Source organism: Kitasatospora sp. McL0602 (assembly GCF_052076145.1).
Lineage (GTDB): Bacteria > Actinomycetota > Actinomycetes > Streptomycetales > Streptomycetaceae > Kitasatospora.
Window position 1 is genome coordinate 1038184 of record NZ_CP197246.1, and the last position, 12216, is coordinate 1050399.

The following is a 12216-nucleotide window of genomic DNA, read 5'->3' on the forward strand; positions in this document are numbered from 1 at the left end:
GGGATCAGGCCGGTCGTTCAGGGCCCCTGCTGCCCACTGGCGGGCAAGTGGGGTGCGTGCCCCGGCGCCGGCCCGCACGTGGGGGTTTGAGGACGGACCCTAGGCGGCCTGGGAGCACGGCTGTGGTGGCGGCAGCCGTCAGCACGAGCGCTGTCCCCGCGAAGGCCGTCGTGGGGCCCGAACGGTCGGTCACGGCACCTCCGGCGGCCGCGCCCAACGCCGCCCCCAGGTTGTAGGCCGTGTTGACCCACGCCCCCGCCTCCGTACGGGAGCCCTCGGGGACGAGCCGGTCCACCAGCTGGTACGCCGTGATCAGCAGGACGTCGGTGCAGGCCCCGGCCAGCAGCAGCGCCACGCCGGCCGCCGGGGCGACCGGCAGCAGGGCGGGCAGCGCATAGCAGGCGGCGCACGCGGCAGCCAGCACGAGCGGGCGCCGGGTGAGCGGGCCGGGCCAGGAGCGGCGCCCGTACAGCAGACCACCGAGGACGCCGCCGACCGAGAACAGCGTGGCCAGCACCCCCGCCGTGACCTTGCCCCAGGCGGCGAGAGCGGCGATCTCGGTGCCGGCGAGCGCGGCTGCGGCGGCAGCCACGAGTAGCAGCAGCGGACCGAAACCGGGCGCCCTGAGCGGGTTCCGGCTCGCGGCGGGCCCGGGAGCCGTACGCTCCGGGACGAGCCTCAGGGCCCTCGCCAGCAGACCGAAACCGGTGACGACCACGACGGCGCAGCCCGCCAGCACGGCGGGCGCGGAGCTGGCGGCAGCCAGCAGGCCGCCGACGACCGGGCCGAGCGCGAAGACGGTCGACTCCGCTGCAGTGTCCAGGCTGAGCGCGGACTGCCGCTGGGCCTCACCCACCGTCAGCCGACCCCAGAGCGTCCGCATCAGCGGACCGACCGGCGGCGGACAGACACCCGCGAGGAGCGCGAGCCCGACGGTGAGCGGCACAGGTGCGCGCCCGGCGCAGGCCGCCGCCAGCGCGGCGAGCAGCAGCGCATAGCTCCAGGCGAGGGCGGTCAGGGCGGCATGGTGACGCTCCACCAGCCGGGCCCGGTACGGGCCGAGCAGCGCCGTGCCGAGACCGGCGAGGCCCGTCGCGGCTCCGGCGACGGTGTACGAGCCGGTGCCATCGCGCATGGCGAGCAGCAGCGGCAGGCCGAGCAGCGCATAACAGAGCCGCGCGAGCATGGCGGCGGCGAACAGCCTGCGGGCATAGGGCAGTGCAAGGACAGCGCGATACGACGCACTGCCCCCTTCGGGGCGTGGCATGGGAATCTCCGGAAGTGAACGCACCGGCGGCGGCCGCCTGGTGACGCACGGGCATGACGGATCGACGCGCCGCCCCGGCAACCAGGGGCGGACTTGACGATCAGTCAGTGCGGTCCGGAGAGAGTCATGAACGCAGGGTAGCCGAGCAGCCTCGGAGCCGCGAGAGGTTTCGCCCGTACCGCCAAGGACCAGCGCGGTGTCGAGCACACGCTGACCCCCATCCACGGGGGCCCCTCCGGTCAACACGGGGCGTCTCACCTCGGGAATCGGCGAATCGTGGGCCGGCCGGGTTTCGCCGCTCAGCCGCCTGCCTCGTAGGTGAGCTTCCATTCGGGGCTGAGGGCGATCGTCTTCAGTTGGTCGAGGGTGAGGGCGGGGTCGGGGCGGGTGGCGCTCTGGCCGTGGCTGGGGCTGTTGATGGCGGTGATGGCGATCCGGAGGCCGTCGGGGCGGAGTACCTGGACGGCGCGGAGGACGAGGTGCTTGCCGCCCTCGGCGAGGGTGTCGGGGCCTTCGGTGGTGGTGATGCGGGTGCCGTCGGGGAGTTTCTGCCAGCCGAGCACCTCGGTGGGCTCGTCGGTGTGTTCGTGGGCGGCGGTGTCGCCCCAGTCCTCGGCGTTCATCTGGACGAGGCGGCGGCCGTGGCCGTCGTCGAGGGTGAGGCTCGCGAAGCCCTCGTTGGATTCGACGGTGCGGCGGGTGAGCCCGGCGGGGAGGAGGCGCGCGAGGGTGTCGAGGATCTGCTGACCGGAGACGGTGCCGTGCTGCCGGACGGCCTGGGCGGCGGGGACGGCGAGCGCGATGCGGCTCCAGGCCGGGTCGGCGACCACGTCGGTGAGCTGCTGGAGGGTGAGCGGCGGCTCGGCGCGGGTGGCCGGTGTGCCCTGGTCGTCGGGGGCGTTGTACTCGTGCAGGGTGACCAGCCGGCCGTCGGGGCCGATCAGTTCGGCGGACCAGTCGAGCGGCAGCACCCCGACCGGCTTGCGCTTGACGAGCGTGTACGTGGAGCCGTCCGGCAGTTTGCCGGTCTGGCAGGTGTCGCCCTCGCCGCACAGCTGGAGCTGCGACGCGCGGTGCACGTCGTACCGCAGGACGCTCAGGGTCAGCCCGGCCACGCCGTGGCCGTCGTCGTACCGGGCGGCGGTGCTGACGCCGGGGTCGTCCACCCGGCCGGCGCCTGCGGTGACGGCGCCGTGCGGCAGCAGGCGGCGGAGGTTGGAGATCAGCGCCTCGGGGCTGAGCAGCTTCTCCGAGGTGGCGGCGGAGGGGCTCGGCGCGGCAGGGGCCACCGCAGAGCGGCTGCCGGGCAGGCCGGTGGTCAGTGCGCCGCCGACGGCGACCAGGACGACGAGTGCGGCCGCCCCGGCCGTGGCCCGCCTGCGGCGGCGGGTGCGGCGGCCGATCGCCAGGCCGGAGGCGATCAGCGGCTCCGCGTCGGTCTCGAACCCCTCCACCGTCTCGGAGAGCGAGCGCACGAACGCGTCCTCGAACTCGCCCCGGGGGGCATCGATCTCTACGGACATACCGAAATCACCGTCTCTCGTCTGATGCGGAAGCAGAAAGGGAAGCAGGAGCAGCAGGGGTCAGCGGTCGGCGAAGTCGACCAGGGAGTCGCCCAGCAGGGCGCGCAGCCGGGCGAGTGCCCGGACGCTCTGGGTGCGGACGGCGCCGGAGCCGGCCCGCATCACCTCGGCCGTCTCCTCCACGCTGCGGTCCTCCCAGTAACGGAGGATCAGCACCGCACGGTCCCGGGCCGAGAGCCGGGCCAGGGCATCGAGGAGGGTGAGGCGCAGCGCCGGGTCGCCCTCGCGCCCGGGGCTGTCGGGGAGTTCGCCGACGGGGCTCTCGGTGCTGCTGCGCCGTCGCTGGTGGGTGAGGAAGGTGCGGACGAGCACGGTGTGCGCGTACGCCGCCGGGTTGTCTATCCGGGTGCCGCCGGTGAACCAGGCGCTGCGGCGCCAGAGCACGTACATCCGCCCGAGCGTCTCCTGCACCAGGTCCTCGGCGAGGTGGGTGTCGCCGCCGGTCAGCAGGCAGGCCGAGCGGTAGAGGTGGCTCGTCCTGGCGGCGGCGAACTCCAGGTACTCGGCCTCACGCGCCGTGCGGCTCCTCGACACTGTCTCTCCCCCTGCTCACGCGCGCCGATCACTCTCGGCCGACCCTGGCCGACCCTCGGCCGACACTCTGATGACGCGATGACGGGCGGGCGATGTTACAGGTGGCGGGAGATGAGTTTCAGAGCCGTCCGAGCCCGGCCTCCTCCAGGTCCAGGGCGTGCTGGAGGCCGGCCCGGACGGCGTCGCTGACCTGGTGTTCGGTGTAGAGGCGGTGCAGGGTCTCGGTCTCGACGGCGATCAGGTCGCGGCGCAGGCGGCGGTAGGCGGTGACGGTGGCCTCGTCCTCGACGCTCGGGCGGGTGCCGTCCTGGTCGGGGTGGGAGTGGCGGGCCTGCTCCAGCCGGGCGGCCAGATCGCGGCGCATCCGGTCGGCGACGACGGGTGACACCGCGTCGGTGGCGACCATCTCCTCCAGCCGGTCGAGGGCTGCAGTGAGCAGCAGGCCCGCCGTCTCGGCCTCCTCGCGGGCGGTGTCCTCGGGCTCCAAGGCGATGCCGGAGGCCCGGACCACCGGCGCGAGCGAGAAGCCCTGGACGATCAGGGTGAAGGCGACCACCGAGGTGGTGAGGACGAGCACCAGCTCGCGGTAGGGCAGCGGTGCGCCGTCGTCGCCGAGCAGCGGGATGGTGAGCGCGGCGGCGAGCGGCATCACGCCCCGGGTGCCGGCCCAGGTCATCACGGCGGGCACCCGCCAGGACAGCGGTCGGCCGGCGGTCTCGGCGGGGGCGCGGTGACGGTGCATGAACCAGGCGGTCGGCCCGATCCAGAGCAGCCGGACGACGATCAGGGCGAGCGCGATCAGCACGGCCTGCCAGACCCAGCTCCAGCGTTCGCCGGGCAGGTCGCGGATGGTGCCGGGCAGCTCCAGTCCGATGATCGCGAAGACCACGCTCTCCAGCATGAAGACGACCGTGCCGTACACGGCGTGCACCTGGAGCCGGATCTGCGCGTTGGTCAGCCGGTGGCCGTGCGCCCCGAGGGCGACCCCGGCGACGACCACGGCGGTGACGCCCGAGGTGTGCAGGTCCTCGCCGAGGACGTACGCGGCGTAGGGGGTGACGAGGGCCGTGACGGTCTCCAGCACCGGGTCCTCGGTGCGGCTGCGGATGAACGCGACGACCGCCGCGACGGCTCCGCCGACTACCGCTCCGCCGCCCGCCAGCAGTACGAACTGCCCGGCGGCGGCCGGGAGTGATATGGAGCCGGCGGTCACCGCGCCCGCCACCGCGATCTTGAACAGCACCAGGCTGGTGGCGTCGTTGAAGAGGCTCTCGGACTGTACGAGGGTCTGGATGCGCGGCGGCAGCGACAGCTTGCGGCCGAGCGCGGTGACGGCGACCGGGTCGGTGCTGGCGAGCACCGCGCCGAGTACGAAGGCCATCGACACCGGCAGTGCGGTGACGGCGGCCGCGACCGCGCCGACGGCGAAGGCGGAGGCGAGCACCAGCCCGAGCGCGAGCACCGTGACGGGCCGCCAGACCGCGCGCAGCTCGCGCCAGGAGATGTCCTCGGCGGAGGCGTACAGCAGCGGCGGCAGCACCGCCACGCTGATCACCTCGGGCGGCACCTCGATGCTCGGGACGAACGGAACCATCCCGACCAGCACGCCTGCCACCACCAGCAGCGACGGCGCGGGGACGCTCCACCGCCGGGCTCCGGTGGCTACGGCGGTGGCCAGCACCACCAGCAACAGGACTGTTGTCACACCACTCACCCGTGCGGGCCTCCGGTCGTCTGGGCACTTACGGTCATCCGGCCGACGCGGCGTCACCCGTCCGGGCGACGCGCCGGACTGCTCGTCACTTCTGCGCACAACCATATGCGGGGCGTGACCAGGATCGCAGTCCGCGCACTACCGTCACGGGGGCGAGCCGCTAGCGGAATGACGTAATCTGCGGTCTGACCTCGGCCCCGGTGTGTGCCCGGGGAAGTCACCGGCCAGGGAGGGTCCATGATCAACCTCATCACCAAGCTTGTGCTCAAGCCGCTGGCGAAGGCCGTCTACCGGCCCGTCATCGAAGGCCTGGAGAACGTGCCGCGCGGTGGCGGGGTGATCCTGGCCAGCAACCATCTCTCCTTCATCGACAGCGTGGTCATCCCGCTGACCGCGCCGCGCCAGGTCTTCTTCCTCGCCAAGGCCGAGTACTTCACCGGCACCGGGCTCAAGGGTGCGCTCTCCCGCTCCTTCTTCGAGGCGATCAACGCCGTGCCGGTCGAGCGCGGCACCTACCGCTCGGCCCAGGCCTCGCTGGAGTCGGCGCTGGAGATCCTCCGGGACGGCAAGGCCTTCGGCATCTACCCCGAGGGCACCCGTTCACTCGACGGCCGCCTCTACCGGGGCAAGACCGGTGTCGCCTGGCTCGCACTGACGGCCGGTGTGCCGGTCGTGCCGGTGGCGCTGGAGGGCCCTGCCGAGATCCTGCCCGTAGGAAAGCGCATTCCGCGGCTGCGCAAGGTGACGGTCCGTTTCGGCGCGCCGCTGGACTTCTCCGACCTCCACGGCCAGGCCCGCAACGCCAAGGCCCGCCGCCAGGTCACCGACGAGGTGATGGCCGCCATCCAGCAGCTCTCCGGCCAGGAGCCGGCCGAGGTCTACAACGAGCGCCCGCTGGCCGCCTGAGACTCGGGCTCGGGCTCGGGCTCGGGCTCGGGCTTCACCAGGCCTCGCTGGTCGGCCCTGCGCAGCAGCGCCGCGTAGCGTCCGTCCAGGGCCAGGAGTTCGTCGTGGGTGCCGAGCTCGGCCACCCGGCCGTGGTCGAGGACGGCGATCTGGTCGGCGTGCCGGACGGTGGAGAGCCGGTGCGCGATGGTGATGGTGGTCCGCCCGGCCGCGAGGGCGTCGATGGCCTGCTGGACGGCCAGCTCGGTCTGGTTGTCGAGTGCGCTGGTGGCCTCGTCCAGGATCAGCACCGGCGGGTTGCGCAGGATGGTGCGGGCTATCGCCAGCCGCTGCTTCTCGCCGCCGGAGAAGCGGTAGCCGCGTTCGCCGACGACCGTGTCGTACCCCTCCGGGAGGGCGGCAATCATGGCGTGGATCTGGGCGGCCTCGGCTGCGGCGACGAGTTCGGCGTCGGTGGCCTCCGGCTTGGCGAAGCGGAGGTTGTCGGCAACCGAGGCGTGGAAGAGGTACGTCTCCTGGGAGACCACGCCGGTGGCGTCGGCGAGCGAGGCGAAGGACAGCTCGCGGACGTCGGTGCCGTCGATGGTGACGCGGCCGCCGGTGACGTCGTACAGCCGGGGCACGAGGTAGCTGAGCGTGGTCTTGCCGGAGCCGGTCTCGCCGACCACCGCGAGTGAGCTGCCCGCCGGGATCTTGAGGTCGATGCCGGTGAGGGTGGGCTCGGCCTGGTCGCCCTGGTAGCGGAACTCGACGTTCTCGAAGGTCACGTCGCCCCGGATGTGGTCGAGCCGGACGGGCCGGGCCGCCTCGGAGATCTCGACGGGCAGGTCGAGGTACTCGAAGATGCGCTGGAAGAGCGCGAGCGAGGTCTGCACGTCGACGCCGGTGGAGAGCAGGCTGACCGTCGGGCGGAAGAGGCCCTGCTGGAGCGAGACGAAGGCGACCAGGGTGCCGATCGAGACGATCGGCGCGCCCCCGGCGGAGGCGAGCCCGGCGGCCCAGTAGATCGCGGCCGGCATCGCGGCCATCACGATGCCGATGGTCGACATCCGCCAGCGCCCGGCCATGCTGGAGCGGATCTGGAGGTCGGCGAGCTCGTCCGACTGCTGGGTGAACTCGCGGGAGAGCGAGTCGGAGCGGCCCATCGTGCGGCCCAGCAGGATGCCGCTGACGGAAAGCGACTCCTGCACGGCGGAGCTCATCAGGGCGAGCTGCTTCTGCTTCTGCGAGGTGATCCGCTTGCGCTCGCTGCCGACCCGGCGGCTGATCCAGACGAAGAGCGGGAGCAGCGCGAGCGAGACCAGCGTCAGCCGCCAGTCGAGGGCGACCATCGCGACGACCGTCGCGACGACGGCGGTGAGGTTGGATACCAGCGAGGTCGCGGTGGAGGTGACGGTCGACTGCATGCCGCCGATGTCGTTGGCGATCCGCGACTGCACCTCGCCGGTGCGGGTGCGGGTGAAGAAGGCGAGCGACATCCGCTGGAGGTGGCTGTAGACGGCCGTGCGCAGGTCGTGCATGACGCGCTGGCCGACGGTGGTGGAGATCAGCGTCTGCAGCACGTTGAAGATGCTGTTGACGACGGCCGCCGCGATCATGCCCAGGGCGAGCAGGCTGAGCAGCCCGGTGCGGCCCTGCGGGATGGCGGTGTCGAGCACCGCCCGGAGCAGGAACGGCGTGGTCACCGAGACCACGGCCGAGGCCGCAACGAGCAGGCCGACCAGGCCGAGCCGCCCGGTGTACGGGCGGAACAGGGCGATGATGCGGCGCAGCTGCGCGGGCGGGCGGTCCTCGCCCTCGGCGCGCTGGGGCGCCGTCCATTCGATGCCTTCAGGCCTCAAGGGCGTCCTCCCGGTGGTCGGATGCCGGGGTGACCGGCACGGCCCAGCATACAGAGAATAGCTCATAGTTAGGCAAGCTAATAATGAGCTGCTCTCCGCTGCTGGGCCGCACGCACAGCCGGGTCAGTTCGTACGGTAGGTGCGGGCCGCCTTCGACGACACCCCGCCGAGCTTGCCGGCGGGCAGCAGCCGGGCCACCGCCAGCAGCGCCTTGTACCGCTTGCCCGGGACGGACAGCGAGCGGCCGTGCGCGAGGTCGCGCAGCGCGTCGTCCACCACCCGCTCCGCCGAGAGCCACGTCCAGGACGGGATGTTCGAGGTGCCCATACCCGCCCGCTCGTGGAACTCGGTGCGGGTGAACCCCGGGCAGAGCGCCAGCAGCCGCACGCCGCTGCCCTCCAGATCCCGGGCGATGCCCTGGGTGAAGCTCACCACCCACGCCTTGGACGCGCCGTAGGTGCCGCGCGGCAGGAAGGCCGCGACGGAGGCGACGTTGACGATGCCGCCGAAGCCGCGCTCGCGCATCCCCGGCAGTGCGGCGGTGGTGGTCCGCAGGATCGCCTCGACGTGCACCTTGAGCATGTCGAGCTCCTCCGCCAGCGGCACCGCCAGGAAGGCCCCCTTGTGGCCGAAGCCGGCGTTGTTCACCAGGATGCCGACCGGCCGCTCGCCGTCGCGCAGGCGCTCCTCGACGGCGGTGATGCCCGCGTCGGTGGCGAGGTCGGCGGCCAGGGTCTCCACCTGCACGCCGTACGCGCGGCCGAGTTCGTCGGCGGAGGCGGCGAGCCGCTCGGTGCTGCGGGCGACCAGCACGAGGTCGTGCCCGTCCTTGGCGAGGCGACGGGCGAAGGCGGCGCCGATTCCGGCGGTCGCGCCGGTGATGAGAGCAGTGGTCATGCGTTGACCGTACTGCGCGGTAACGCTGCCGCGCAGCCAGAACGGTCCGGCCCGCCGACGGCCCGTCACCTCCGGCCCGGATCGAGACGAAATGCCTGGTCAGGCAGACCCTCGGGGCCGGACGGGCAGCGGTGCGGGCGGCCCTGTGGAGATCAACTAGGCTGCCGAGCAGCGGCCGTCACCTCGGCCGGTTCGTACACCGCCCGGTGGGACGACTCGGGCCCACCGCCCTGGAGTCGGGTGCCCGGCGACATCTGACGGAGGATTCCCCATGCGCATCAAAGCCGGCCTGATCGTGGCCGGGGTCGGCACGGCCACCCTCGCCACGCTCGGCTTCCTGTCCGGGAACGTTGCTGCGGCCTTCGCCGCCACGCCGCAGCCGCACGCCGGCCAGTACGGCGCCCCGCAGCCGCACGCCACCGTCACCGTCGTGCACCCGCAGGCCACCGTCGCGGTTGCGCACCCGATGGCCACCAGCGTCGCCGCAGCGCAGCCGCAGGCCACCGTCGCCGTTGCGGGCCCGATGGCCACCGTCGCCGCCGTACAGCCGCAGGCCACCGTCGCCGCCGTACAGCCGCAGGCCACCGTCGCCGCCGTACAGCCGCAGGCCACCGTCGCCGCCGTACAGCCGCAGGCCACCGTCGCCGCCGTACAGCCGCAGGCGACCGTCGCGGTCGCGCACCCGATGGCCACCAGCGTCGCCGCAGCGCGCCCGCAGGCCACCGTCGCGGTTGCCCACCCGCAGGCGACCGTCGCCGCCGTGGCCGAGGCCGGCTCGCGCTGAGCCTCGCCACCCTTCGTACAGCCGCCGTCCGTGACCCGGGCACCGAGGTGTCCGGGCCGGGCGGGCGGCTGGACTCGCTCACCGCGCTGCGCTGGTTCGCGGCGCTGGCGGTCTTCGCCTGCCACGCCTGGGAGCTGACGGCGAGCAGGCCCTCGTCGTTCGCCGAGATGTGCGGCGACGGCGGCGTCACGTTCTTCTTCGTCCTCTCGGGCTTCGTCCTGGCCTGGTCGTGGCAGCCCGGGACACCCACGGGCGTCTTCTACCGCAGGCGGTTCGCCCGGATCTGGCCGATGCTCGCGCTCGGCACGCTGCTCGCCGTGCCCGCCCTCGGCGAGGTGTGGTCGACGGCCTGGCCGGGTGTCGTGCGCAACCTCCTGCTGCTGGAGGCGTGGCTGCCGGGCGGGCCACCCGCCGGCAACCCGGTCAGCTGGTCGCTGTCCTGCGAGGCCTACTTCTACGCGCTGTTCCCGCTGCTCGCGGCCTGCGGCATGCGGCTGTCCCGCCGTGCCCTGGCGGGCGTGGCGGTGGCGGCCGTCGCGGCCGCCTGGGCCTACCGGTGGCTGGCCTTCCACCAGCTGGAGCCGATGCCGACGCCGACGCTGATCCTCGTGCTGCGGCTGCCGGTCTACCGGATCACGGCGTTCGTCCTAGGGATGGCCGCCGCCCTGGCGATGCGCAGCGGGTGGCGGCCCCGGTGCGGCGTGCCGACCGTGCTCTGCACGCTCGGCTGCGCCCTGCCGGCCGTCTGGGCGGGCCAGTTGCAGGGCTGGTGGGGCTACTGGTGGTCGGACCAGGCGCTGGCGCCCGGCTTCGCCGTCCTGATCGCCGCCGTGGCAGCCGGCGAACTGCGCGGCCGCCCACAGCTCGGCCTGCGGCGGCGGCCGTTCGTCCTGCTGGGGCAGTGGTCCTTCGCGTTCTACCTGGTGCACTACCCGCTGCTGCACCTCACCGCCCGCAGCCTCGGCATCGGCCCGTACGGGGACTCCGCGTACGACCCCTGGCGGTCCGCCGCCCTCTGGCTGTGCTGGCTGGCGGCCGGGACGGCGCTGGCGGCGCTCTGCCACCACGCCGTCGAGCGCCCGGCCGAGCGGCTGCTGCGGGCCTGGCCGCCCGGCCGGACGTCAAAGCCTCGGTGCCAGGCGCGGCACTAGCCGCACATCACCGACTGCGGGAAGGCGAACACCCCGTCCGGGTCGTACTGCTGCGAGACCGCCTTGAGCCGGTCGAGGTTCGCGCCGTAGTACGCCCTCCCCCAGTCGGGCAGGGACGCGTCGATGTAGTTCACGTACGCGCCCTCCGCGCCCAGGGCCGCCAGCTCGTCGCGGATCGCGTCCACCGTGGCGGTGGCCGCGTGCTGCCCGGCGAGGGTGGTGCTCGCGTAGATCTGGGCGCTCGCCAGCGAGGAGCGGTGCGGGAAGGCCGTCGCGTCCGGGGCGAGCTGCGCGACCGCACCGCCGAGCGAGTCCAGCAGCAGGTCCACCCCGGTCTGCCCGGCCATCAGGTCCGCCACCCGGCCCGCGTCCAGCGGGGTCGGGCCGAGCATCCGCGAGACCGCCACGAAGGAGGCCCGCGGGAGCACGCCGCCCTCCGAGATCAGGTGGCACTGCTCGATGGTGTCGTGGGCGCACCCGGCCATGTACTTCATCGCGTCGAGGTAGTCCTTCGGCTGCACGCTGCGGGAGCTCGGCTGCACACCGGCCGCCGCGAAGAGCTCGTCCAGCAGCGGGTTCAGGTCGCTCTCGGTGCCCACGTAGCAGCCGACGATCCGGCAGCTCGGCGGCTCGCCCCCGGAGATCTGGCAGGTGGACCACAGCTCGAACGGCGCGCCCTGCATCCACTCCTGCCAGGCCCCGACCACCGAGGCGGCCGAGCCTGCGGGGAAGGCCAGCGAGAAGACCGTCAGCCCGGGTGCGGGCTCCGTCCGGAAGGTGAACTCGCAGACCACGCCGAAGTTGCCGCCGCCGCCACCGCGCAGGGCCCAGTACAGATCGGGCTCCGAGCCGGGCGAGGCGGTGAGCAGCGAGGAGTCGGCGGTGACCACCTGCGCTTCGGCCAGCCGGTCACAGGTCAGGCCGTACTTGCGGGTCAGCACGCCGATCCCGCCGCCCAGGGTGAGCCCGCTGACGCCGACCGTCGGGCAGGACCCGGCCGGGAGCAGCCGGCCGGCCTGGGCGAGCGCCGCGTAGACCTCGATCAGCCGGGCGCCCGCGCCGACCACCGCCGTCCCGTCGGGCCGCACCTGCACACGGGCCATCGAGCGCAGGTCCATCACCAGCCCGCCACCCGGGACGCTGTAGCCGAGGTAGCTGTGCCCACCGCTGCGCGCCGCGATCGGCACGCCGTGGCCCCGGGCCACTTCGAGGCAGGCCTGGACGTCCGCCGGTGAGGTGCACCGGGCCACCGCGGCGGGGAACTGATCGTCGTACAGCTCGTTGTAGCCGAGCCGGGCCACCCCGTAGCCCTGGTCGTCGGGCAGCAGCAGCCGCCCGTCCAGTCGTCTCCGCAGGGCCTGCCAGTCGGGCGGCAGGTCCGAGGCGCGGGCCCGCGCCGGCCAGGCGTCGACCGTCGGCGGCCGGCCGTGGCCCTCGCGGGCCGCCGCTCCCCGGGCCCCGGCCACCACCATCGCGCCACCGGCCCCCAGGGCCGCCAGGAACTGCCGTCGGTCGATCGTCATGTGCCGCTTCTCCCAG

General features: G+C 73.4%; 10 protein-coding genes. 3 read left to right on the plus strand and 7 right to left on the minus strand.

Annotation, left to right across the window (positions count from 1 at the left end; genetic code table 11):
- Positions 1–4: 4 nt before the first annotated feature.
- The 4 genes from ACR68M_RS04910 to ACR68M_RS04925 all read right to left on the minus strand — a co-directional run bounded on the left by ACR68M_RS04910 (position 5) and on the right by ACR68M_RS04925 (position 5098).
- Entirely contained in the window at positions 5–1267 is a 1263-nt protein-coding gene (locus tag ACR68M_RS04910) for an MFS transporter (protein WP_441249164.1), read from the minus strand.
- A 299-nt stretch (positions 1268–1566) separates the two neighbouring features.
- On the minus strand, positions 1567–2790 hold the full coding sequence (locus ACR68M_RS04915) for a hypothetical protein (protein WP_441249165.1): 1224 nt from the start codon (positions 2788–2790) through the stop codon (positions 1567–1569).
- 60 nt (positions 2791–2850) lie between these two features.
- Positions 2851–3384 carry a SigE family RNA polymerase sigma factor gene (locus tag ACR68M_RS04920; protein WP_441249166.1) on the minus strand — a complete coding sequence of 178 codons (534 nt, stop codon included), beginning with the start codon at positions 3382–3384 and terminating at the stop codon, positions 2851–2853.
- A 118-nt stretch (positions 3385–3502) separates the two neighbouring features.
- Positions 3503–5098, minus strand: a complete 1596-nt coding sequence (locus tag ACR68M_RS04925) for a Na+/H+ antiporter (protein WP_441249167.1) — start codon at positions 5096–5098, stop codon at positions 3503–3505.
- A gap of 237 nt (positions 5099–5335) precedes the next feature.
- Between ACR68M_RS04925 and ACR68M_RS04930 the strand changes: the two genes are divergently transcribed.
- Positions 5336–6004 (plus strand): lysophospholipid acyltransferase family protein, encoded by a 669-nt coding sequence (locus tag ACR68M_RS04930; protein ID WP_441249168.1) that lies wholly within the window; start codon positions 5336–5338, stop codon positions 6002–6004.
- Here the strand turns inward: ACR68M_RS04930 and ACR68M_RS04935 are convergent.
- Positions 5977–7845 carry an ABC transporter ATP-binding protein gene (locus ACR68M_RS04935; RefSeq protein ID WP_441249169.1) on the minus strand — a complete coding sequence of 623 codons (1869 nt, stop codon included), beginning with the start codon at positions 7843–7845 and terminating at the stop codon, positions 5977–5979. The two genes, ACR68M_RS04930 and ACR68M_RS04935, sit on opposite strands and share 28 nt — an antisense overlap.
- 123 nt (positions 7846–7968) lie before the next feature.
- Complete coding sequence (locus ACR68M_RS04940) at positions 7969–8742, minus strand: SDR family NAD(P)-dependent oxidoreductase (RefSeq protein ID WP_441249170.1); 774 nt, start codon at positions 8740–8742, stop codon at positions 7969–7971.
- A gap of 271 nt (positions 8743–9013) precedes the next feature.
- On the opposite strand from ACR68M_RS04940, the gene ACR68M_RS04945 reads away from it, so the two are divergent.
- Together ACR68M_RS04945 and ACR68M_RS04950 are read left to right on the plus strand one after the other, a co-directional pair.
- Entirely contained in the window at positions 9014–9526 is a 513-nt protein-coding gene (locus ACR68M_RS04945; RefSeq protein ID WP_441249171.1) for a hypothetical protein, read from the plus strand.
- A gap of 47 nt (positions 9527–9573) precedes the next feature.
- Positions 9574–10677 carry an acyltransferase family protein gene (locus ACR68M_RS04950; protein ID WP_441249172.1) on the plus strand — a complete coding sequence of 368 codons (1104 nt, stop codon included), beginning with the start codon at positions 9574–9576 and terminating at the stop codon, positions 10675–10677.
- Here the strand turns inward: ACR68M_RS04950 and ACR68M_RS04955 are convergent.
- Positions 10674–12200: an FAD-binding oxidoreductase gene (locus ACR68M_RS04955; RefSeq protein WP_441249173.1), complete on the minus strand. Its 1527-nt coding sequence runs from the start codon at positions 12198–12200 to the stop codon at positions 10674–10676. The two genes, ACR68M_RS04950 and ACR68M_RS04955, sit on opposite strands and share 4 nt — an antisense overlap.
- Positions 12201–12216: the final 16 nt, after the last annotated feature.